At 70.3% G+C, this 25,020-nt stretch carries 6 protein-coding genes; 5 read left to right on the top strand and 1 reads right to left on the bottom strand.

Going from position 1 to position 25,020, the window contains the following annotated elements; translation table 11 throughout:
• The first annotated feature begins 112 nt into the window (after nt 1-112).
• The 3 genes from ACIG5A_RS17350 to ACIG5A_RS17360 all read left to right on the top strand — a co-directional run bounded on the left by ACIG5A_RS17350 (nt 113) and on the right by ACIG5A_RS17360 (nt 21,501).
• Entirely contained in the window at nt 113-18,907 is an 18,795-nt protein-coding gene (locus ACIG5A_RS17350; protein ID WP_397241204.1) for an amino acid adenylation domain-containing protein, read from the top strand.
• Between the two features lie 201 nt (nt 18,908-19,108).
• Entirely contained in the window at nt 19,109-20,131 is a 1,023-nt protein-coding gene (locus ACIG5A_RS17355) for an alpha/beta hydrolase (protein ID WP_397241836.1), read from the top strand.
• A gap of 137 nt (nt 20,132-20,268) precedes the next feature.
• Nucleotides 20,269-21,501, top strand: a complete 1,233-nt coding sequence (locus ACIG5A_RS17360) for an Nramp family divalent metal transporter (RefSeq protein WP_397241838.1) — start codon at nt 20,269-20,271, stop codon at nt 21,499-21,501.
• Nucleotides 21,502-21,703: 202 nt separating this feature from the next.
• Here ACIG5A_RS17360 and ACIG5A_RS17365 read toward each other — a convergent pair whose 3' ends face one another.
• The gene (locus ACIG5A_RS17365; protein WP_397241205.1) at nt 21,704-22,936 is read right to left on the bottom strand and encodes a TetR/AcrR family transcriptional regulator; all 1,233 of its coding nucleotides are present in this window, start codon (nt 22,934-22,936) and stop codon (nt 21,704-21,706) included.
• A gap of 130 nt (nt 22,937-23,066) precedes the next feature.
• On the opposite strand from ACIG5A_RS17365, the gene ACIG5A_RS17370 reads away from it, so the two are divergent.
• Together ACIG5A_RS17370 and ACIG5A_RS17375 are read left to right on the top strand one after the other, a co-directional pair.
• The gene (locus tag ACIG5A_RS17370; protein WP_397241206.1) at nt 23,067-23,870 is read left to right on the top strand and encodes an enoyl-CoA hydratase-related protein; all 804 of its coding nucleotides are present in this window, start codon (nt 23,067-23,069) and stop codon (nt 23,868-23,870) included.
• Nucleotides 23,871-23,979: 109 nt separating this feature from the next.
• Nucleotides 23,980-25,005 (top strand): SDR family oxidoreductase, encoded by a 1,026-nt coding sequence (locus tag ACIG5A_RS17375; RefSeq protein ID WP_397241207.1) that lies wholly within the window; start codon nt 23,980-23,982, stop codon nt 25,003-25,005.
• Nucleotides 25,006-25,020: the final 15 nt, after the last annotated feature.

A 25,020-nucleotide genomic window follows, 5' to 3' on the forward strand; every position in this document is an offset into this window, starting at 1 on the left:
GAGGCGGCTTCATGCTCCGGGTGGCGCGAGTTCGGAATAGTGTTGCGCGGCAGGCGGTACGGGCATGACACGGCCCGCGCGAGTGCGTCCGGTCCGGACCAAGCGGCAACGCGTGCGTACCCTTCCGCAGTTGCTGGTCGCCGCGGTCGAGGCCAATCCGAGCGGTGTCGCGGTGGTGCTCGCCGACGCGTCGGCGCGATTATCGCAGCTGAGCTATGCCGAACTCGATGAGCGCTCGACCAGGCTTGCCTGGTTGCTGATCGATCGCGGGGTCGGGCCCGAAGATGTGGTGGCCGTGGCCGTCCCGCGCTCGGTGCACTCGGTCGTCGCGGTGTGGGCGATCGCCAAGGCGGGCGCGGCATTCCTGCCCATCGATCCGGCCGATCAGCCGGAGCGGGTGGCGTACATGCTTGCGGATTCGGGCGCGGTGCTCGGCCTGAGCGTGGCCGACACGGCGCCCGAGCTGCCCGCGCTGGACTGGGTCGTCCTCGATACGGCGGACCAGCGGCGCGTACTCGAGCGGTACCCGACCGACCCGGTGACCTACGCCGACCGGGTACGGCTGCTGCGCGCCGATCATCCGGCGTACGTGCGCTACCCGGCCGGAACCACGAACGGTGTGGTGGTCACCCAGGCCGGGCTCTCGAACTTCTCCGACGAGCAACGCGAACGGTACGGGGTCGCCATCGACTCGCGCACCCTGCATTTCGCCTCGCCCGCGCTGGACGCCTCGGTGCTCGAGCTGCTGCTCGCGCTGGGTGGCGCCGCGACGATGGTGCTGGTGCCGCCGACCGTCGCCGGTGGCGCCGAACTGGCCGGGGTGCTGCGTCGCGAAGGGGTCACGCACGCGCTGCTCGCACCGTCGGCACTCGCCGCTGTCGATCCGGGCCCGCTCGGCGAGCTCAGGGTGGTGGTGACCGGCGCCGCGGGTGGCGCGCCGGAGTTGTTGCGCCGCTGGGTCGTTCCGGTCTCGGACGGGCGGACCAGGGAGATCTTCCAGGCCTACGGGCCTGCCGAGGCGACCGTGATGACCCACGTGAGTGGGCCGTTGGCGCCGGAGGATCCGGTGGTCATCGGCGCGCCGGTGCGCGGTGTCACCGAATACGTGCTTGACGGTGCGCTGACGCCGGTGCTCGACGCGATGGTCGGCGAGCTCTACCTCGGCGGGCCGCAGCTGGCACGCGGATATCTGTCTCGGCCCGGCCTGACCGCCACGTATTTCGTGGCCGATCCGTTCGACGCCACCGGGGCCAGGCTGTTCCGGACCGGGGATCTGGTGAGCCGGGTGGCTTCGGGAGCGCTGGAGTACCTGGGGCGCAATGATTCACCGCCGATGACCGAGTACGAGGTCAGGGCGGTGGTGGAACTCGAGCGTGCGCCCGAGGTCGGCGAATCCGCGGTGGAGTTCGACGGTGCCGACACCGTCGAGGCGGCCGATGAGTTCGAGTCGGATGCGGCCTTCGAGCCGGATGCGGTGCTCGAGGATTCGGCGGCGTACGGTTCCGCCGACGGATTCGGGTCCAGCGGATTCGAGTCTGCCGATGACTTCGAATCAGGTGTGGTGTTCGAGGATTCGGCGGATTTCGAATCCGCCGACGACTTCGAGTCGATGGCGGCGTTCGAGCGTGTGTCCGAGCTCGGGGCCGCGGCGGAGTTCGAGTCTGCCACCGAGTTCGAGGCGGGCGGTGAGTTCGAGGCGGGCGGTGAATTCGATCTAGAGGCCTCGATTCCGTCCGATGCGCCGGTTACCACCGACGCGGTGCTCACCGCGCACGACGATATCGACTTCGCGGTGACCATCGGCTACCTACAGACCGGCGGGGCAACGATTCTCGCCTCGTATGTGCACGAGGCGCCGGGCCGCTCGGTGGACACCCAGGAGCTGTTCGCCTACCTCGACCGGCATCTGCCCGCCGACCTGGTGCCGACCGCGATCATGGTGCTCGACGAGATTCCGCTGACCGAGGACGGCGAGCTCGATCGGGCCGCGCTGCCGACGCCGCGACTGCGCACCACGCCGTTCCGTCCACCGGTCGGACCGCTCGAACAGCTGGTCGCCGAGGTATTCGCCGAACTGCTCGGCAGCCTGGACCCGATCGGCGCGGACGACGACTTCTTCTCCGCCGGTGGCAATTCCGCGATCGCGACCCAGGCGGCCACCCAGCTCGGCGCCGCGATCTCCGCGCCGGTGCCCGCCCGGCTGATCTTCGAGGCGCCGACGCCGATGCGGCTGGCCGAGCGGCTCGAATCGCTGAAAGGCTCCGGCGCTGGGCTCGGGCTATCGCGGCGCCCGGAGATCATCCCGTTATCGCCCGCGCAGCAACGGATGTGGTCGCAGAACCAATTCGATCAGGCGTCGGTGGCGCACCACGTCTGCTTCGCGATCCGGTTCAAGGGCGCGCTGGATATCGAGGCGTTGCAGGCGGCGCTCGGCGACGTCATCGAACGGCACGAGACACTGCGCACCGTCTACCCGGCCGGTGACGGTGCCGGGCATCAGCTGATCCTGACCGCCGAACAGGTGATGCCCGAGCTGACGGCGCAATCCGTCGACGAGCTCGAACTCGACGAGCAGCTGCGCGGATTCGCGCTGGCGGAGTTCGATGTCGCCGCCGCGGTGCCGCTACGGATCGCGCTCGTCGAGCTCGCGCCGACCAGGCATATGCTCGCCATCGTCGCGCACGGCATCGCCGCCGACGGCGCGTCGGTGCGGCCGTTCGTGCGTGACCTGTTGCGCGCCTTCCTGTCCCGGCGCAACCGGGCCAAGCCCGCTATGGCGCCGCTGCCGGTGCAGTACGCCGATTACACGCTGTGGCAGCGCGAACTGCTCGGCGCCGAGGACGACGCCGATTCGCTCGCCGCCGCCCAGATCGCCTACTGGCGAACGGCTTTGGCGGGTATACCGGACCGGCTCGAACTGCCCGCTGACCGCCCGCGCCCCGATATCGGTTCGGGTCGCGGCCGCAGGTACACCTTCGAGATCGGCGCCGATGTGCACGCGCGCCTGGCCGAGGTGGCTCAGCGTGCGGGCGCTTCGGAATTCATGGTGGTGCACTGCGCGCTCGCGGTCCTGCTGGGCAGGCTCGCCGGAACCGACGACATCACCATCGGCACGCCGGTGGCGGGCCGCGGCGAGGGCGAACTCGACGACCTGATCGGCGCGTTCGTCAATACGCTTGTGCTGCGCACCACGATTGACCAGCACGCGTCGTTCCTCGCGCTGCTCGCGGCGGCCAAGGAGGCCGATCTCGCGGCGTTCGCCCATGCCGAGCTGCCGTTCGAGCGGGTGGTCGAGCTGCTCGATCCGGTGCGCTCGCAGGCGCGTCATCCGCTGTTCCAGGTGGAGCTCGTCTTCCAGGCGCCGAACCCGGCGCGGGTCGAACTGCCCGGATTGACCGCCGCCGCTATGGAATTCGACGGCGGGGTACTCGCCGCCGACCTGCGGTTGACCGTGGTGCCGCGCGATCGCGGCGGGCTGTCGGCGACCCTCACCTACGCGACGGACCTGTTCGACAAGTCGACCATCGCCGAGTTCGCGCTCCGGCTGACCTGGCTGCTCGCCGCGGTCGGCGCCGATCCGGAGCAGCAGGTCGGCGCGATCGATCTGCTGTCCTACGCCGAGCGGTCGCGAATCCTGATCGCCTGGAACAACACCGAGCGCCGGGTGGTGCCCGAGCCGCTGCTCGACGGGTATCGGCGGTTCGCCGCCCTGCATCCCGCCGCGACCGCGGTGGTCGGCGACGGTGTCGAGCTGACGTATCGAGAATTCGACGAGCGGGTCAATCGGCTCGCCCGGGTCCTGATCTCCCGTGGCGTCGGCGCGGAAACGGCGGTCGGCCTTGCCATTCCGCGGTCCGTGGACTTCGTCGTCGGCATGTACGCGGTGCTGACCGCGGGTGGTGCGATCGTCGCGCTCGATCCCGATGAACCCGATGAGCGTCGCTTGGCCACTGCCCGGCCGGTTTTGGTGCTCACCACCGCGGCGAGTGGCACGGCATTGCCCGCGGGCCTGGCCACCCTGGCCATCGACACCGTTGACGCGCAGGCCTTTTCCGGCGATCCGGTGCGCAGGGACGAACTAGTGCGACCGCTGCACGCGCAGCATCCGGCCTACCTCGGCTTCACCGCGGGCGCCACGGGCAGGCCCAAGGGCGTTGCCCTCTCCCATCAGGCGCTGCACAACAACATCGCCTGGATCCTCGCCAAGTACCCGCTCGGCCCGGGGGAGGTGTTTCTCCAGCAGACCGCGGCGACCTCCGCCGCCTCGCTGCTCGGCTACCTCATGCCGTTGCGCGCTGGCGCGAAACTTGTCGTCGCCACCAGCGATGCCCCCGCCGATATCGCCGCGACCATTGCGGCACACCGGATCACGGTCACCAGCACCACGCCCGCCGCCCTGGCGGACTTCGCCGCCGACACCACCAGGGGCGCCGTCCCCTCGCTGCGCGAAGTATTCGTCACCGGTGCGGTCCTGCCTCCGGAAACACTCACCACCCTGCGCGCCGTCTCGGCGGCGACCGTGCACAACCTGTACGGCCCCTTGGAGACCGCCCTTTCGGCAATCTACTTGTCGAGCGCCACCGCGACCGGCCACCCGGTGCCGATCGGCAAGCCCCAGTGGAACACCCACGTCTACGTCCTCGACTCCTGGTTGCGCCCCGTCCCCGCCGGCGTCACCGGCGAGCTCTACCTCGCAGGCGCCCAACTGGCCGACGGCTACCTCCGCCACCCCGCCCGCACCGCAACCCGCTTCCTCGCCAACCCCTTCGAACCAGGCGCCCGCATGCTCCGCACCGGCGACCTGGCCGCCTGGCACACCAACCCCACCGGCACCGGCATCCTCGACTACCACGGCCGCACCCCTTCCGAAGAGCCATCGCTGGAAGACCCGATCGACCGCGAGCCCTGGATCGCCGCTGAAGTCTCCGTCGCCCAGGAGCCTCAGCTCACCCCCGAGACCTTCGCTGACCGGCAGTCTCAGCTCACCCGCGAGACCTCAGCTGACCGGCAGTCTCAGCTCGCCTCCGAGACCTCAGCTGACCAGCAGACGCAGCTCGCCGCCGGGACGTTCGCTGATCGGCAGGCTCAGCTCGCCCCCGAGACCTTCGCTGACCGGCAGGCTCAGCTCACCCGCGAGACCTCAGCTGACCAGCAGACGCAGCTCGCCGCCGGGACGTTCGCTGATCGGCAGGCTCAGCTCGCCCCCGAGACCTTCGCTGACCGGCAGGCTCAGCTCACCCGCGAGACCTCAGCTGACCAGCAGATTCAGCTCACCTCCGAGACTTCCGACGACCAGCAGGACCAGGTCGCCCCTGAGTCCCCGGTCGACGAGCAGCCCTCGCTCGATCGCGAAGCCCCGGTCGACGACGGGGACTCGATCGGCGCGGAGCCTCCGATCGATCGCGCCACGCCAACCCCGGACCTCCCACCGGCGCCCCGGTTCGACCGCGCCACCACCCCGACCTCCGGTCCCGCAGCGGCGCAACCGACAAGCCGCCCAAGCCTTTTCACTCCGCCGGAGATGCCGACGATGGTCATGCCCGTCGTCCCCGCAACCCCGCCACCATTCCCTCCAGCCACCTTCCCCAAGCCCAACGCGAGCACCCCGCACCCGGCCGCCTCCGAGGCACCCGACTCCGCTGCACCCACCCCCGTTACGTCCCCGGCTGTGCCAACCGGAATCGTGCCTCCAACAGCCGCATCCGACACAGCCGCGCGCGAAGCGCGACTCCACGGCGGGAACATTCCGCACCCGAACGGGCCCGATCCTGTCGAAACCGCCGCGCCCCCATCGCCTCCGGCAGCATCGTCCGCCGAAACGGCCTCCGACCCCGTTCCGCCTCCGGTAGCCGAACCCGCCACGACCGCTGCCGATCTGCCTGCGCCTTTCGCGCGCCTTGGGCGCGCAGCCGACCCCGAAGCAACCGGAACCGCCGCACCCACAACACCTTCGGCCGTGCCGCAAAATCCGGCCTCCGATCCCGGGCTTCCCCAGGTGGCCCTGCCCACCAGGGCTGCCGCCGATTCTCCTGTACGCGCCGCGCGCCCCCCGTACACAGCCGCCCCTGAAGCGGCAGAGCCTGCGGCAGCTGTACCGAGTTCGGCCGCACCGGCCGAAACCCCCTCCGCTTCCCTTCCGCCTCAGTTCACTGAACCCACTGCGACCGCCGCAGATCTGCCCGTGCGTGGCGTACGCCTTTCCCGCACGTCCGCGCCTGACGCGGCGGAAGTTGGTGCGGCTGTTTCGGATTCGGCTGCATCGGCGAAGGACTTGGGCGGTGCCGAGGCATTGCGGTTGACCGAGCCTGCTGTGATCGCTGCTGATCCGCCTGCGCGTGGCGTGCGCCTTTCCTATGCGGCTGTGCCCGAAGCTGCGGATGCTGCTGCTGTTTCGGGTTCGGCTGGATCCGCGGAGGATTCCGCTGATTCCGAGGCGTCGCCGGTAACCGAGCCCGCTGCGGCCGTCGCTGGTGCGGCGGCACTCGATACGGCGATGCCCGACGTGAGCGCGCCCGGTTCGACTGCGAGCGGCGTGGCCACACCCAGTGCTTCCGTAGCTGCTCCGGTCGGCTTGCCGCACCGAATTGTCGGCCCCGACACGGCTCTGCCCCTCGGCCGCGTTCCTCGCACCATGGCCGAAACACCTTCGGCTACACCAGGTTCGACCACGAGTGGTGCCGCGATGCCGGGCGCCGCCATGCCCTCCACCGGTTTCGTGCCTCGAACAACGGCCACCGGTGCGTCCACGCCCACCAGCCGCGCCCCTCGCACAACCGAGCCCGGTGCGGCCGCGCCTGCCGGACGCATTCCTCGCGTGGCCGAGTCCGAACGGCCCGAAACTGCCACGCCCACAGCGAGCTCAGCCATACTCGGCGCTGCTGTGCCCGCGGCACCGGCGTCCACCGGGTTTGAACCACGAGTACCCGACGCCGACGACGCTGCGGCAACCGCGTATGCGCCATGGATGCGCGATCCCGAACCGGCTGAGTCTGCTGTGATCGAGCGTGGTGCCGCCGAGTCTGCCGCCGCCTCGTCGGAAGTGGCCGGGATCGATGAGGCTTCGCGTGCTGGAGCCGACCTCGACGCTGCCACGGTTCGAGCGGTTGAACCGGCTGACGCTGGGTTCGGTGTGGCGATGACCAGGGCGACCGAACCCGAAGCGGTCGGATCCGCGATGGGCGTGCCCGGCGCGGTTGGCTCGGATACGGGTGTGTTCGGTCCGGCGGTGCCTGTGGCGGCCGAAGAGGGTGTCGCGGTGCGCGGTTCGGCCGGAGTAGACGCCGAGGGGTGGGTGCCTGGTGCTGCTGGATCCGGGATGACCGGGCCTGGTGTTGCCGGGGAGACGGCCGAGGTTGCCGGAACTGCCGCGGGCGTGCCGAGTTGGGCCGTGCCGATCTCTGAGGCCGGGGTGCCGCGAGTAGCGGGGCCCGCTATGACCGGGCCCGGGGCGGAAGCGGCGTCCGAGGTGACGGGGTCTTGGGCTGTGCCTGGCCTGGCTGCCGCTGATGCGGACGTGCGCGAGGCTGGGCGTGGCACGGCCAGGTCCGGTGCGCCTGCGTTGACAGGGGCGGGCGCTGTTGACGGAGCAGGGTCCGAGGCGGACCTGGGGGCCGATGACGCGGACTACGAGGCGGGCTTGCCGCCTGTGCGTCTGACTGCCGGTGTGGGGGCCGGACAAGGCGCTGATTCGGCCCGAGTCGCGGAGCCGGTCGGCGTGCCTGTCAGGCGGCCTCGGGTTGTCGAGCCGGGGAGTGCCGAGCGGCCGGAGGTGCTGCCGTTGTCGGCGGCGCAGCGGCGGACCTGGTTCCTCGAGCAGTTCCATCGGCCCGCGGCGGGGGAGCCGGGGTCGGCGGCGGAGCATTTGTCGTTCGTGTTGCGGCTGCACGGTGTGCTCGACGCGGCGGCGCTGCGTGCCGCGCTGCACGATGTGGTCGCCAGGCACGAGGTGTTGCGGACGGTCTATCCGGAAGCGGCGGATGGGCCCGCGCAGGTGATTCTGGCCGCGGATCTGGTGCGGCTGGATGTCGAAGAGCGGCAGGTGCTTTCGTCCGAGGTCGCGGACGAGGTGGCCGGGCTGGCCGCGCTGCCGTTCGGGCTGGCGGACGAGGCGCCGATCAGGGCCATGGTGCTCGAGATCGGCGATATGGCCTCCGGTCCGCCGACCGAGTATGTGCTCGCGATGGTGGTGCACCGGGTGGCCGCGGATACGGCATCGATGGATCTGCTGGTGCGCGATGTACTCGCCGCCTACGCCGCGCGCACGGCGGGTGGCCCACCGCGCTGGCAGCCGCTGCCCGTCCAGTACGCCGACTACACACTCTGGCAGCAAGCGGAGCTCGGCGCGCTCGTCGAGCCGGAATCGCTTGCGGCACAGCAGCTCGCGTTCTGGCGCGAGCAGCTCACCGGCCTGCCGGAGCTACTCGACCTGCCCACCGATCGGCCCCGCCCCGCGATGGCGTCGTCGGCGGGCGCGCGCGTCGACGTACGGATCGACGCGACAACACACGCCGGGCTGGTCGAGCTGGCCCGCGCGCACGGCACCACACTGTTCACCGTCGTGCACACCGCGCTCGCGGTGCTGCTCGCCCGGCTGTCCGGCGCGGCCGATATCGCCATCGGCGCCGCCGTGACCGGCAGGCACGAACCCGAATTCGAGGATCTCGTCGGCCTGCTCGACAACGTCGTGGTGCTGCGCACCCGGGTGGACGGCGGCGAGGCGTTCACCGATGCCCTTGCCAGGCAGCGCGATACCGATCTGCGCGCCTTCGCGAACGCCGATCTCCCGTTCGCGCACCTGGTCGCGGCACTCGGCCCGCGCCGCTCGACCGCGCACCACCCGCTGTTCCAGGTGGGCATGGCGTTCCAGGACGCGGTGCGCCCAACGCTGCGGTTACCCGGCCTCGCCATCGCGGGAGTCGATGCCCACCTTGCTGTCTCGCCCTACGACCTGCACCTCACGGTCGCGGACAACTACGACGGCGCCGGTGCGCCCGCGGGCATCGGCGGCTTCCTCACCTATGCCACCGATCTTTTCGACGCCGCGACCGTGCAGCGCTTCGCCGCGCGGCTGTCGCGCATACTGAGCGCCGTTGCCGTCGATCCGGCCACCGCGGTCGGTGACATCGACATCCTCGGCGCCTCCGAGCGCGCCAATGTGCTTGCGGCATGGAACGACACCGCACATCAGGTGGATGCCGACGCCACCCTCGCCGCCCTGCTCGATCGTGCGGTCGCGGCGGCACCGGACGCGGTGGCGCTGGTCGCCGATCTCGCCGACGGCGGCCGCGAGGCGGTGCGCTACGCCGACCTGGATCGCCGGGTGAACCGGCTGGCCAGATTCTTGATGTCGCGGGGTGTCGGCCCGGAGTCGCGGGTGGCGCTCGCCATGCGCCGCTCGGCCGATCTGGTGATCGCGATGTACGCGGTTGCCAGGGCGGGCGGCGCGTATGTGCCGGTCGATCCGGATCAGGCCGCCGAGCGGACGGCCTACATCTTGGAGACGGCGGCACCGGTCTGCGTATTGACCAATGGTGCAAGGGCATTCGTCACCGATACCGCGCCGGTCGTCCGGCTGGAGGAGCTGAATTGGGCGGCGCTGTCCGCGAGCCCGATCACCGACGCCGACCGGGTCGCACCGCTGAACGCCGCGCATACCGCCTACGTGCTCTTCACCTCCGGTTCGACCGGCAGGCCGAAGGGCGTCGCGGTGCCGCACGCGGCGATCGTGAACCAACTGCTGTGGAAGACCGCCGAATTCGGGATGACCGCCGAGGACGCGGTGCTGTTGCGCACCGCGCCGACCGTCGATCTTTCGGTGTGGGAGTTCTGGTCGGCGATCGCCTGCGGCGGCAGGCTCGTCGTCGCCACCCCGGACGGGCACCGCGATCTGGCCTATTTGAACGATCTGGTGCAGCGGGAGTCGGTGACCACACTGCATACGGTGCTGTCCACGCTGGACGCCGCGCTCGTGCACTCCGTCACCGCGCCCGACGGGCCGCGCCCGCTGCGGCGCGTGCTGACGATCGGCGAGACGCTCTCGGCCGCTTCGGCGCAGCGCTTCCGCGCCGCGAATCCCGGTGTGGCGCTGCACAACCTGTACGGTCCCGCCGAGGCGGCGGTCTCCGTCACCGGTCACGCGGTGACCGATGCCGATCAGGCACCGGTGCCGATCGGCGTTCCGGGGTGGAACAGCAGGGTGTACGTACTGGATTCGCGGTTGCGCCCGGTTCCGGTCGGCGTCTCTGGCGAGTTGTACGTCTCCGGTGCGCAATTGGCGCGCGGCTACTTCGTCCAGTCGAATCTGACCGCGGAACGCTTCGTGGCCAACCCGTTCGAGCCCGGCGCCAGGATGTACCGCACCGGTGACCTGGTGGTCTGGAATGGCAACGGCGAGTTGGTCTATCGCGGCCGCACGGATCAGCAGGTGCGTATCCGCGGCTTGCGCGTCGAACTCGGCGAGATCGAGGCGGTGCTGCTCGTGGCGCCCGGTGTGGCGCAGGCCGTCGTGGTCGCGGAGTCCGACCAGCGTATCGGCGATCGCCTGATCGCCTACCTGGTGGCCTCGGACGACGAGCTGGATGTGCTGCGGGTGAAGGCGGCGCTTGCCGCCGGACTGCCGTCGCACATGATGCCGAGCGCGTTCGTGATCGTCTCCGAGTTGCCGCGCACGGCCGACGGCGCGGTGGATCGAAAGGCGTTGCCCGCCCCCGATTTCCCGGCCAGCGGGTTGCGCACGCCGTCGACACCGATCGAGGAGGTCGTCGCCGCGGTCTACGCCGAGGTGCTCGGGCTGGCCAGGGCCGGTGCCGAGGACGACTTCTTCGCCCTCGGCGGTGACTCGCTGCTCGCCATGCGGGTGGTCGCCCGCATCGGCGCCGCGCTGGCAGCCGAGGTGCCGGTGCGCGCGCTGTTCGAGGCGCCAACCGTCGCGGGATTCGCTCGCGCGGTCCAGCGGTCCGCCGGCGGCCACCGGCGCGTGCCGCTGACCGTCCGTCGCCGCCCTGAACGGCTTCCGCTGTCGTTCGCGCAGCGCGGCATGTGGTTCCGCAACCAGTTCGACACCGATGCGGCGGTCTACAACCTTCCGGTGGCCATCCGGCTGTCCGGTGACCTGGACACCGACGCGCTGCGCGATGCCGTCGCCGACCTGGTGGCCCGCCACGAGATTCTGCGCACCGTCTATCCGCACACGCCGGAGGGGCCGGTGCAGCGCGTCCTCGCGCCGCACGAGGTGCCGGTGGAGCTGGCGCCCGCGCAGATCGGTGAGGAGCGGGTCGCGCACGAGGTGGCCCGCATCGTCGCGGCCGGATTCGACGTGACCGGCGAGATTCCGTTCCGCACCAGGCTTTTCCGCGTCGCGGCGGGCGAGTACGTGCTGGTGTTCGTCGCGCACCGGATCAGCGCCGACGGCTGGTCGATCGGCCCGCTCATCCGCGATCTGATGCTCGCCTACACCGCCCGCTGCGGCGGTACGGCGCCGACCTGGGCGCCGCTGCCGGTGCAGTACGCCGATTTCGCGCTGTGGCAGCGTGAACTGCACAGCGATGCGGAATCGGCTGCCGGGCAACGGCTGTCGTATCTGAAGTCGCTGGCCGCACTGCCCGAGACGCTGAACCTGCCTACCGACCGGCCGCGTCCGCCGGTGCGTTCCTTCGCGGGCGGTACCTCGACCTTCGTCGTCGACGCCGGAATTCACACGGCGCTGGCCGAACTCGCGCGCCGGCACGAGGCAACCATGTTCATGGTGGCGCACACCGCGCTCGCGGTCTTCCTGGCCCGCATGTCGGGCGCCGAGGACATCGTCATCGGCGCACCCGTCGCGGGCCGGGGTGAGGCCGAACTCGTGGATCTGATCGGAGCGTTCGGCACCACCCTCGTGCTGCGCACCCAGGTCGGGCCCGAGCGCGGCTTCACCGAGCTGCTCGCCGCGCACCGGCGGACCGATCTGCTGGCATTCGCCAACGCGGACCTGCCGTTCGAGCGGCTGGTCGAGGCGCTCGCGCCTGCGCGATCCCTGCGCGCGCACCCACTGTTCCAGGTGGCGCTCGTCTTCGAGAATCGCGCCGCGACCGGTGTCGAGTTGCCCGGACTCAGCGTCGCCGCGCTCGATCCGGCCGCGCACACCGCCGAGTTCGATCTGCGTTTCACCCTGCGCGAGCAGCGCGACGGCGACGGCGCCGAAGCCGGGCTCGCGGTGGAAATCAATTACGCCCGTGACCTTTTCGACGAGCCGACGGTGGCCGATTTCGGTCGCCGGTTCCGGCGGCTGCTCGCCGAGGTGGTGCGCGATCCGGCCGCCGCGGTCGGCGATCTGGAGCTACTCGACGATTCGGAGCATGCCGACCTGATCGCCAGGTCCGGCGGGCCCGCGGTGCCGCCGCGCACGCTGCCCGAGCTGATGACCGCCGCAGCGGCCGCCAATCCGCGCGGCGCGGCGCTGATCGTCGGCGGACGCTCCTTCAGCTACGCCGAACTCGACGCCGCCTCTTCGCAATTGGCGCGCGCACTGGTCGACCGGGGCGCAGGCCCCGACATGCTGGTCGCGATCGCGCTGCGCCGCTCGGTGGAATCGGTGCTCGCGGTGTGGGCGGTCGCCAAGACCGGCGCCGCCTTCCTGCCGATCGACCCGACCTACCCGGCGGACCGGATCGCGCGGATGGTCACCGATTCCGGTGTGGCACTCGGCGTGACGACGGCGGGCGAGATCGTCGATCTGCCCGAGCTGGCCGACGGCGGCTGGGTCGCGCTGGACGACCGGGAATTCACCGTCGAGGTGGCCACCCGCTCGGACCGGCCGCTCACGCTGGCCGAACGGCGCGGCCCGATCCGCCCGGCGAACGCCGCCTACGTCAGCTATGTCTCCGGCGCCACCGACGCGTCCGTGGGTGTCGTCATCACCCACGCGGGGCTGACGAACCTCTGCGCGGAGCAGGTGGCGCGCTACGGCCTCGACCGAACGACGCGCGCACTGGGTTTCGCCTCGCCGTCGTTCGACGCGTCGGTGCTCGAGCTGCTGCTCGCGCTCGGCGGCGCCGGTGCGCTTGTGCTCGCGCCGCCGTCGATCTCCGGCGGCGCGGAGCTCATCGAGGTGATCCGGATCGAGGGCGTCACGCACGCCTTCTGCGCCGCGTCGGCGCTGTCCGGCCTTGATTCGCACGCGCTGTCGGGCTTGCGCGTCATCGTCGTCGGCGGCGAGGCGGTCTCCGCCGAGCTGGCCGCGGCGTGGACGCCGATGGCGGACAGGCAGTTCCATCTCGTGTACGGCCCGACCGAGGCCACCGTCGTCAGCAACCGGACCGGCCCACTGCGGCCGGGCGATCCGGCCGGGATCGGCGGTCCGATTCGCGGTATGCGCGCGCTGGTGCTCGACGCCAGGATGCGCCCGGTGCCCGAAGGCGTTGCGGGCGAACTGTATCTGGGCGGCAGCCAACTGGCACGCGGCTACCACGGGCGGCCCGCGCTGACCGCCTCCCGCTTCGTCGCCGACCCGTACGGCGCGCCGGGTGAGCGGCTGTACCGCACCGGCGACGTGGTGCGCTGGCGCCGCGGCGCGGGCGAGCAGCACGCGCTGGAGTTCCTCGGCCGCAACGACTCCCAGGTCGAGGTGCCCCGCGAGATCGCGACCGTCGAGCCGCCGCACGTCTATCGGGCACCGCAGTCCGAGGTGGAAACCGTGCTCGCCGAGGTGATCGGGGAGCTGGTCGGCGCCGACCGGGTCGGCCTCGACGACGGCTTCTTCGCGCTCGGCGGCGAGAGCTTCGGCGCCATCCAGCTGGTGTCGCGTGCGGGTGAGCGCGGCGTACTGCTCACGCCGCGCGACGTTTTCGAGTCCGCCACGGTGTCCGCGCTGGCCCGCGCCGCCACCGTCGAAGGCGCGCCGGGTGACGAATCCGGTGAGCTGCCGCTGACCCCGAACGCCGCACGGCTGCTCGCCGCCAAGGTCGAGGTGCGCGCCATCGCGCTCGATGTCGCGGAGACCTGCCCGGCCGAGGCGGTCGAGGAGGCGGTGGCCACCGTGCTCACCACCCATCCGATGCTGTGGGTGGTGCTGGAGACGGCGGGGCGGGCGCCGATGCTGCGCATCCCGGCCGTGGCCGAGCGCACCGGCCACGCCTTCCGCCGCCTCGATCCGCAGCGCGGGGAGACCACGCTGCCCATCGACGATGTCGTGCGCGCGGCGGCGGCCGCCCTCGACCCCGAAGAGGGCCGCAATATCCACTTCGTGCTGACCGGCGCGCCCGAGGCGCGCGCGACGCTGATCGTCGTCGCGAACGGTCTTGTGGTGGACGACATTTCCTGGCGCAGCATCATCGACCAGCTGACCGCCGCGTGGAATCGCGGCCGCCACGCGGCGCCCGCCGCACCGGAATCCGGGCTCGGCGACCTGATCCGCGCACTGTCCGCCCGCGCGCAGGATCCGGCCACCCTCGCCGAAATGCCGTGGTGGGAGCAGGCACTCGAGGCCTCGGCCGACAGCGCCGAGCCCGGTGATCGCGATCTCGCTGTGCGGAACCGGGTTTCACTGGCCATCACCACCGAGGGCACCGCGGCCGTCGCCAAGGCGGCCCATGCCTATCACGCCACCGTCGACGAGGTGCTGCTGACCGCGGTGGCGCTGGCGCTGCGTACCTCGGCGGGTGAGACGGTCGCCGCCGCCGTCGGTTCGGTGGTCCGGCTCTGCGCGGACGGCCGCGCGGCGAGCAAGGCCGACGCGGACAGCATGGTCGGCGGTTTCGTCATCGACTACCCGCTCGCGTTGCGGCTCAACGGAATCGACGTCGCCGACGCACTACTCGGTGGTCCCGCCGCTGGCGCGGCGCTGGCGCAGGTCAAGGAGTTGCACCGGGCGGTGCCGGCGCACGGCGTCGGTTATGGCGTCCTGCGCTACCTGAATCGGGAGACCGGCGACACGCTGGCCGGGTACGGCCTCGGCCGGTTCGCGCTGCGCTACCGCGACCTGCGCCCGGCCCGGGTGCACACCGACGCACCGGTCGACGACCTGCTGCTCGACCTGGTCGTCGACGCCACCGACGACGGCCTGCTCGCCCGATTCGACTATGCCGCGGCGGTATTCACCGGCGACGACGTGAAAACCTTCGCCGAGCACTGGATTCGGGCGCTCGGCGGGCTCGCCGAACACGGCCTGCGCCCGGATGCCGGTGGTTTCACGCCGTCGGATTTTCCGTTGGTGCGGCTGCGGCAGTCCGATATCGACCGCTTCGCCCGCACTTATCCGAACCTGCGTGACGTGTGGCCGGTGACGGCGCCGCAGGCGGGCATGCTGTTCCACGCACTGCTCGCCGAATCGTCGATCGACGTCTACACCACCCAGTTCGTCCTGCATCTGGGCGGGACGGTGGATGTCGGCCGGATGCGTTCGGCCGCACAGTCCGTGCTCGACCGGCACGACAACCTGCGGGTGGCCTTCGCGGGCGCCGCCGACGGCGCTACCGTCGCACTGGTCCAGGATTCGCTCCAGGTGCCTTGGCGTTTCGTCGATCTGAGCAGGCTGGCCCCGGCGCAGGCCGCCGCCGAGACCGACCGGCTCGCCGCCGCCGACCTGGCCGCGCACTTCGATATGAGCAAGGCGCCGCTGCTGCGGTTCGCGCTGATCCGCTCGGCGAGCGAAACCTACCGCCTCGTCGTGACGAGCCATCGCGTCCTGCTCGACGGCTGGTCGATGCCGCTGCTGATGAAGGATCTGCTCACCCTCTACGCGCTCGGCGGCCATTCGCGCAGGCTGCCGCGGGTCGCGCCGTATCGGGACTACCTGACCTGGCTTGCGGCGCAGGACGACGTCGCGGCCCGGCAGGCGTGGCGCACCGCGCTGGCCGGCCTCACCGCGCCGACGCCGCTCGCGACGGTCGATCCGGCCCGTGAAATCACCTCGGGCATCGGCGATATCGGCTTCGAGCTGACGCAGGCCGCCACCACCGCGCTGACCAGGCTCGCCGCCGGGCTCGGCGTCACGGTGAACACCATCGTGCAGGCGGCACTCGGCCTGCTGATCGGGCGTGGCACCGGCCGCGACGATGTGGTGTTCGGCGTCACCGTCTCCGGCAGGCCGCCCGGCCTGGACGGCGTCGAGGACATGGTCGGATTGTTCCGCAACGCGATCCCGGTGCGGATGCGTCTCGGCGCGACCGAGACGCTCGGCGGGCTGCTGCGCCAGCTGCAGGCCGAACAGGCCGCCCTGCTCGACCATCACTACCTCGGCGTCGGTGATATCCAGGAAACCATCGGCATGACAGGGCTTTTCGACGCCCTCGTCGTCCTGGAATCGTTCCCGGTCGGCCGGGACGGCCTGGCCAAGGCGGGCACCGTCGACGGGATGCGGGTCACCGGCTTCGACGCGATTTCGGGCAGCCACTATCCGCTGACCGTGGTCGTCGTGCTCGGTAACCAGCTGCGGGTTTCGCTGAAATACCTGCGCGACCTGTTCGACGAGCCGACGGCGGCCGCACTCGCGCAACGGCTTTCGGCGATCATCGACCGCTTCGTCACCGGGCCCCAGGCGCGGGTGGCCGATATCGATGTGCTGCTGGCCGACGAGCGCGCCGCGCTCGCCGCCGCCAACGACACCGAGGTGCCGCAGCTGCTCGATGGGGCGACCCTGGTGTCGCTGTTCGTAGCGCAGGCGGCGCGCACTCCGCACGCGCCCGCGGTGCGCCACGGCGGCGCCGTGCTGAGCTATGCCGATCTCGACGCTCGCTCCGGCGCGCTCGCCGCCGAGCTGACCCGGTGGGGCGTCGGCCCGGAATCACTGGTGGCCGTTGCCATGCGGCGCGGTATCGATCTGGTGGTCGCGCTCTACGCGGTGCTGCGCGCGGGTGGCGGCTATGTGCCGATCGATCCGGACCAGCCCGCCGAGCGCAGCGAGTACGTGCTGTCCTCGGCCGCGCCGGTATGCGTATTGACCACCACCCGTGACGATTTCGGCACCGAAACCGGCGCGCCGGTGGTCGCGGTGGACACCCTCTACCTGCCGCTCGACGGTAACGCGCCGCGGACCATCGCCGTGCACCCCGACGGCGTCGCCTATGTCGGCTACCCCTCGGGAGGCACCGGCGGTGTCGTGCTCACCCATCGGCAGCTGGCCAACCATGCCCGCTGGGCCCAGCGCATGTATCCGCACGGCGCCGGTGACGTGGTGCTGCACCACACGCCGATCGGCTGCGGCGCCGCCGCGTGGGAGTTGTTCTGGCCCTTGCAGACCGGCGCCGCCCTCGTGCTCGCCGAACAGGACGGGCATCGCGATCCGGCCTACCTGGCCCGGACGATCCGCGAATACCGGGTCAGCACGGTGCATTTCGCGCCGCCGATGCTCGACGCGTTCCTCGGGCACGGTGCGGGGGAGTACCCGTCGCTGCGGCGGGTGTTCGCGACGGGGGCGCCGCTGTCCGGCGAGTCCGCGGCGGCCTTCGCCGTCGCGGTGCCCGGCGCCGAGCTGATCAACTGGTACGGCAGCGCGGAGACGGCCGTCGCCACCGGTTATCCGGCGTATGCCGTGGCGGCCGAGTCGATTCCGATCGGCACCCCCGCCGCCAACACCGGCGTCTTCGTGCTCGACCGGCAGCTGCGCCAGGTCCCGCCCGGCACGGTCGGCGAACTGTATGTCGCCGGTGCGCAATTGGCGCGCGGCTACCTCGACGATCCCGAGCTCACCGCGACCCGCTTCGTCGCACACGGGGAAGGTGCGCGCTCCTTCCGCACCGGTGATCTGGTCCGCTGGCACGACGGCGCCCTGGAGTACCTGGGCCGCAACGATGTTCGCGGCTCGAGTCCGGAACATCCGAGCGGGCCGTACCGCGCGCCGGGCACGCCGCTGGAGCGCACCATCGCCGAGGTGTTCGCCGAGATGGTCGGCGCCGACGCGGCCACGGTGGGGCTGGATACCGATTTCTTCGCCCTCGGCGGCAACTCGCTGACCGCGGCGCGCGCGACGGGCAGACTGCGCCTGCTCACCGGCGCCGAGGTCAGGGTGCAGTGGTTCTTCACCGAAGCCACCGTCGCGGCCATGAGCGAGCGGATACTCGCGGCGCTGGCCGCAGGCCACGATTACGACCTCGACTCGAATTCCGCGCTCGGCGTGCTGCTGCCGATCCGGACCAGGGTGCCGCACGAAATCGAGCCCGCCGCACCGCTGTTCTGCCTGCATCCGATGGGCGGACTGTCCTGGACCTACGCCGCGCTCACCCGATACGTGCCGCCGGAGCGGCCGATCCTCGGATTGCAGTCGCCCGCGCTGTCGGAGGAGAACTACCTGCCCGATTCGCTGGCTGGGATGGCACGCCGCTACGCCGCCGAGATCCGCTCGGTGCAGCCGGAGGGGCCGTATCGGCTGCTCGGCTGGTCGCTCGGCGGTGTCCTCGCCCACGCGGTGGCCGTCGAGCTGCAGGCCGACGGACACGAGGTGGCCCTGCTGGTGATGCTGGACAGCAGCCCGCGTATCGACATCACCGATTTCCGCGCGGTGATCCACACCGCACTGGCCGAACTCGGTATCGGTGCCGTGGAAGCGGCCGTCCTGCTCGGCGACGGAGACGTGCGTGAGCTGAGCGAGCAGGGGCTCGCCGCGCTGCACGCCAGCATCCCGGCCGCGATGGCGGTGCTCACCCCTGACCGGTTGCGCAGGACCTATCGCAGCGCCGTCCGCTCCGCCGAGCTCAGCGCCGAACACCGGCCGGGGATGTTCCGCGGCAAGCTGGAGTACTTCAGTGCGCAAGGTCACGCCGGGGCCGCGGCCGAGTGGCGGCCCTACGTCGACGGACCGGTCAACGAACATTCGACGACGGCCGCGCACGACCAGATGACCTCGCCGGAAGCGCTCAACGAGATCGGTCCCCGGCTCACCGGACTGCTCGGTCCCGCGCGCCCGGATCGGTCGTGGGAACAGGGGCGGCCGTAGCCTGAGGTGCGCGGTTAAGGCATGATTCAGGCCACGATGCAGTAACGGTGTCCCCTGTTGTGACGACTACATAACCCGTATGGTCGGGCGAGGTGCCACGGCACTCCCCGTGGGGGTACGGCAGTCGAAATCTCGATACGAAGCGAAGGTGTGAATTTTATGCGTCGACTCACCCGGCGTCGCGGCACTCGTGCCGGGGCGATGATCGCGGCAACCGCAGTGCTCGCGGCTGTCTTCTCCGGAACCGGCGCCACCACCGCCTCGGCCGATCCGATCATCGACTCGAAGGCACTGCTGGCCAACCCCACCGCGCCGGACGGTTCGCGCATCACCAAGGCCGAGGTCAAGGATTCGCGCAACATCCGCCTGTACGTGTACTCGGCGGCGATGGACCAGAAGGTCATCATCGACGTGCAGCGCCCGGCCGACGCCTCGGTGCCGCGCCCGAGCCTGTACCTGCTCAACGGTGCGGGCGGCGGTGAGGACGACGCCTCGTGGCAGGCCAAGACCGACGCGCTGAAGTTCCTGTCGGACAAGAACGTCAACGTCATCCAGCCGGTCGGCGGCAAGTGGAGCTACTACACCGACTGGATCAAGGACGATCCGACGCTCGGCCGCAACAAGTGGAAGACCTTCTTCACCGAGGAGCTGCCGCCACTGGTCGACGGCGCGCTCGGCACCAACGGCGTGAACGCGATCTCCGGCCTGTCCACCTCGGGCACCACCGTGCTCGCGCTGCCGATCGCCAAGCCCGGCCTGTTCAAGGCGGCCGCCGCCTACAGTGGCTGCGCGCAGACCAGTGATCCGGTCGGCTCCGAATTCGTGAAGCTCACCGTGGAGACCTGGGGCGGCGGCAACACCGACAACATGTGGGGCCCGCAGGGTTCGCCCGACTGGGTGGCCAACGATCCGTATGTGAACGCCGAGGGCCTGCGCGGCATGGATCTCTACATCTCCTCGGGCAACGGCCTGCCCGGCCAGTACGACACGATGAACGGTCAGTACGCGCTGCCCGGCGCCTACGGCCTGGCCAATCAGATCCTGATCGGCGGCGTGATCGAGGCGGGCACCAACTTCTGCACCCACAACCTGCAGACCAAGCTGGGCCAGCTCGGCATCCCGGCCACCTTCAAGTTCCGTGAGTCGGGCACCCACTCGTGGGGCTACTGGCGCGACGAGTTCCAGAGCTCGTGGCCGGTCCTTGCCAAGGGCTTGGGTCTCTGACCTGGTTGGATAAGCCGGACGATAACCAACGACCGCCCCGGTCGCACCTCGAGTGCGGACGGGGCGGTTCTTTTTTTGGGGGTAGGGCTAACCAAAAAGTTCGGGAACCCGTAAAATCTTGTTTCGTGAGTACGAGCTTGGCCGAGTCCGCCAGATCAACGACCCAGCGGGCGAAGGCGGCGAGCTTGTTGCTCGGCCCGGCGTTCGTGGCCGCCATCGCCTATGTCGACCCCGGCAATGTCGCCTCGAATATCAGCGCGGGAGCGCAGTTCGGCTATCTGCTCGTCTGGGTCATCGTGATGGCCAACGTGATGGCCGGGCTCGTGCAGTTCCTGTCCGCGAAGCTCGGCCTGGTCACCGGCATGTCGCTGCCGGAAGCCGTGCGGGACAAGGCGAGCCGCCCGGTCCGGCTCGCCTACTGGGGGCAGGCCGAAACCGTCGCCATGGCAACGGATCTGGCCGAGGTGATGGGCGGTGCGATCGCGCTCAACCTGCTGTTCGGGCTGCCGCTGCTTGTCGGCGGTGTCATCACCGGTGTCGTGTCGATGGGTCTGCTGCTGGTGCAGGACCGGGGCGGCCAGAAGCCGTTCGAGCGGGTCATCATCGGGCTGCTCGCCATTATCGCCGTCGGCTTCGTGGCCAGCGTGGTGATCTCCCCGCCGTCGGCCGCGGGCACCATCGGCGGCCTGCTGCCGAAGTTCGACGGCACCGAGAGCGTGCTGCTCGCCGCCGCCATGATCGGCGCGACCGTCATGCCGCACGCGGTGTACCTGCATTCCGGCCTCGCCAGGGACCGGCACGGGCATCCGGAAGCCGGGCCGTTGCGCACCCGGCTGCTGCGCGTCACCCGCTACGACGTCGGCATCGCCATGGTGCTCGCGGGCACCGTCAACATGGCCATGCTGCTGATGGCCGCCAATACGTTGCGTGGCAAGGAAATCGAGACGCTGGAGGACGCGCACGCCGCCGTCGGCGATGCGCTCGGCCCGATCGCCGCCCTGCTGCTCGCCATCGGCCTGCTCGCCTCCGGCCTCGCCTCCACCTCGGTCGGCGCCTACGCGGGCGCGATGATCATGCAGGGCCTGCTGCGCCGCCACATCCCGCTGCTCGTCCGCCGCGTCATCACCCTGGTGCCCGCCCTGGCGATCCTGGCCGCGGGCATCGATCCCACACGCGCACTGATCATTTCGCAGGTGGTCCTGTCTTTCGGCATCCCCTTCGCCCTGATCCCGCTGGTCCGCTTCACCAGCGACCGCGCACTCATGGGCGCCGACGTCAACCACCGCGTCACCACTGCCCTCGCCTGGCTGGTGGCCGCCATCATCTCGGTCCTCAACGTAGCCCTCATCTACCTCACCATCACCGGCTGACCCGCCCCCCGCGAGCGCAGTCGAATGGCCCTCCGACACGCCGTAACAGTGGGCCATTCGACTGCGCTCGGCGACACCTCGTCGCGGCCGACATAGCGGGTCTTATGGCGCCAGCGTGCTGATCCGCCGCGCGTGAGTTGTGCCGCTACGCGTGGATTGTGCTGCCGCGCGGTAGATCTCGTGCGCGGCGGCTCGATCGGTGTCAGTTCGAGGCTGTGGGTGGGCCGAGGAGGACGGCGAGCATGAGGGCGTGGACACGGGCGACCTGTTCGGGGCGCGCGTCGAATTTGGTGAGGCGGCCGACGTCGATTACCTGGGCGATGGCGGCGTGGACGCGGAAGCGGGCCTCGACCGGATCGCCGTCGAGCAGGTTGGCCCACTCGAGCACGTTCTGGCGCTGGATGGTGCGCAGCTTGTGCTGTTCGGCCTGCGGCAGGTTGCTGAACTCGGCGTAGTAGACCGGCATGATCTCCGGCATCGAAAAGGTCAGCCTGGCTTGGCGTGCGGCGATCCGGGAGACGGCGTCGGCGCGGCTGGTCGCCTCGGCGAGCGCCTCGGTGATCGCGACGGCCACCCGGTCGCCGGTGCGGTGGAAGGCCGCGGCGAGCAGATCGGATTTGCTGGTGAAGTAGCGGTAGACGCTGGAGGCGTTGATGCCGACCGCGGCGCCGATCTCCTCGATGCTCGCCTCGTGATAGCCCTGCCTGCCGAAGATCCTGATCGCCTCGGTGAGCAGCTGTTCGCGCTTCGAGGTGACCGGAAGGCCGCGCACGACCGGTCCCGGTTCCGGCGGCGGCGGTGCGGGCGGCAGCTCGGCGCGCAGCACCGCCCAGCACATGTCGTGCAGGAGCGGCTGCAACCGCGAACTGGACAGCGCGGTGCGATGCGCGGAGACGCTGGCGATGGTGCTGAGCACCGAGGCCGCGAGCATCGCGACATCCTCGGGCGGCGCGGTGGGACGCAGCAGTGCGATCGGCGCGGCGACGGTCGCGTTGAGCGTGTCGTAGATCTTGCGGATGCGGAGCCGATCCTCGGTCTCCAGATACCGGCGCTCCCAGCGGTACAGCCCGGCTTCGCGCCTGATCTCGACGGTGTGCTCGCCGATCGCCTTGATCAGTGCGTCGAGCCGCTTTTCGGGTGTCGCGGCAGGATCGTCGGCGGCCTTGGCGACGACGACGAGATGTTTGGCGCCTTCTTCGGCGGCGGCGACCAACAGCGCGTATTTGTTGGTGAAATGCCGATACAGCGCGGGCCCCGAGATGCCGACCTCGGCGGCGATCTCGTCGACGCCGACCGGGTAGTACCCGCGCTCGCTGAACGCGCGTGCGGCCGCCCTGATGATCTGTACCTTGCGATCCTTGGGACGCCGCCGCACCGACTGGCCGGCATCAGGCCGCGCGGGAGCGAGGGGGACCTCGCTGCGATCCGCGACCATGTAGCTCTCCGTTCTGAGATGGCGCCGCTTGTTGACAGCGCCCGACAAGTCAACCTAAGTTAACCACAATTCGCAAAGTTAACCACCATTCATCGCGTGGGACCCGTCGAACCGCACACCAGGAGCACAGATGAGCAATCCCGATTCATCGACGAGTACTGCGGGCTTCTCCGCCGTTCGCGACGGCAAGGTGCTGCGGGTCACCATCACGAAGCCCAAGCGCAAGAATGCGGTCGATTACGACACCATGGTCGGGCTCGGCGACACCTTCCTCGCCGCCGCCGAGGACCGCTCGGTGCGCGTGATCGTGCTGACCGGTGAGGGCGGCGACTTCTGCACCGGCGCCGATCTGGCGGCCACCCCCGAGGAGGCCGCGCGCGGCATCACCGCCGAGATGACCATGGATGTGGCCAACCGCCTGGTGAAAAGCATTGTGGACGCGCCGATTCCGGTTATCGCGCGAGTGCGGGGCGCGGCCGCGGGCGTCGCCGTCGGCATGGCGCTGGCCGCCGATCTGGTCTACGCCAGCGAGGACGCCTACCTGCTGCTCGCCTTCATCAATATCGGCCTGATGCCCGACGGTGGCGCCGCGGCCATGGTCGCCGCCGCCGCGGGCCGTCCACTCGCCGCCGAGATGGCCCTGCTCGGCGAGCGTCTGCCCGCCCTCGCCGCCAAGCAGGCAGGACTGTTCACCGCCGTCGTCCCCGTCGACGAGCTGGACGCCAAGGTCGAAGCCGCCGCCGCCAAAATCGCCAGTGGCCCCCGCCGCGCCCTCGAACTCACCAAGAAGGCACTCAATCAAGCCACCCTGACCGCCCTCGAGCCCGCCCTCGCGGCGGAAAAGGCGGGCCAGACCGAACTTTTGGGCTCCCCGGACTTCTTCGAGGGCGCCGCCGCCATGCTCACGAAGCGCAAGCCCATCTTCGCGGACTGATTCGTCCGTACGCCCCACCGGCCATCGGCGCCGACCGTTTCGGTCCGGCCCGAAGTTTGCGGTGAGGCGGGGGAGTAATGTCGCGCGCTACCCATTATGTTGTCTGGCTATGAGTTACCTGGTAACCGGGGCGACGGGGTTCGTCGGTAGGTTCCTCATCCCCGAGCTGCTCAAACGTCCGGGCACCATCCATGTGCTGGTGCGGCCGGGCGCGGATTCGGCCGACCGGTTCACCTGCTGCGCGCACGAATGGGCGGGCGGTGATCGGGTGCGGCCGGTCCGCGGCGACCTCGGTGTGCCCGGTCTCGGTGTCGAGGCGAGCTGGCTCGCCGAACATCGCGGGTCGATCGACCATGTCATCCATCTGGCCTCCGGCTACGACCTGACCGAGCGCGGCGGCGGCACCAGGCACGTGGTCGACGTCGCTGAATCGCTGGAAGCCGGGATGCTGCACCATGTTTCGACGGTGGAGGTGGCAGGCACCTCCGAGGGCCTCTACACCGAGGACATGTTCGATCGCGGCCAGGTGCTCGCCACCCCGTATCAGCGGGCCAAGTTCGAGGCGGAGCGCATCGTGCGCGACGCGACCCTGCCGTGGCGCATCTATCGGCCGTCGATCGTCATCGGGCATTCGAGAACCGGCGAGATCGACCGAATCGACGGCCCCTACTACTTCTTCCGGCTGCTGCGCATGGGCGCGCAGCTGCCGCGGATCCTTCCGGTGCTGGTGCCGAAGCTGGGCGAAACCAATATGGTGCCGGTCGATTTCGTCGCCCGCGCGCTGGATTATCTTGCCCACCAGCCTGGTTCACCCAACACCACCTACCACCTGGTCGACCCGCGCAGGCAGAGCGCGGTGGACGCGCTCAACCTGTTCGCCGACGAGGCGGGCGCACCGCACCTGATGGAGCTGATGCCCAAGCGCACCCTCGACATGATGCTGAAGGTGCCGGGTGCGGGCTGGGTGCTGCCGCGCGTCGGAGTGCCGCTGGATGTGCTGGAGCACAGCGAGTTCACCTGCTGGTTCGACTGCCGCCGCACCACCGCCGCGCTCGCGGGCACCGATATCAAGGTCCCGCCGCTGGCCGCCTACGCCCCGCTCATCTGGAAGTACTGGATCGAGAACTGGGTCTGAGCTTGTTCTTGGACT

The organism is Nocardia sp. NPDC052566 (assembly GCF_044547285.1).
Lineage (GTDB): Bacteria > Actinomycetota > Actinomycetes > Mycobacteriales > Mycobacteriaceae > Nocardia.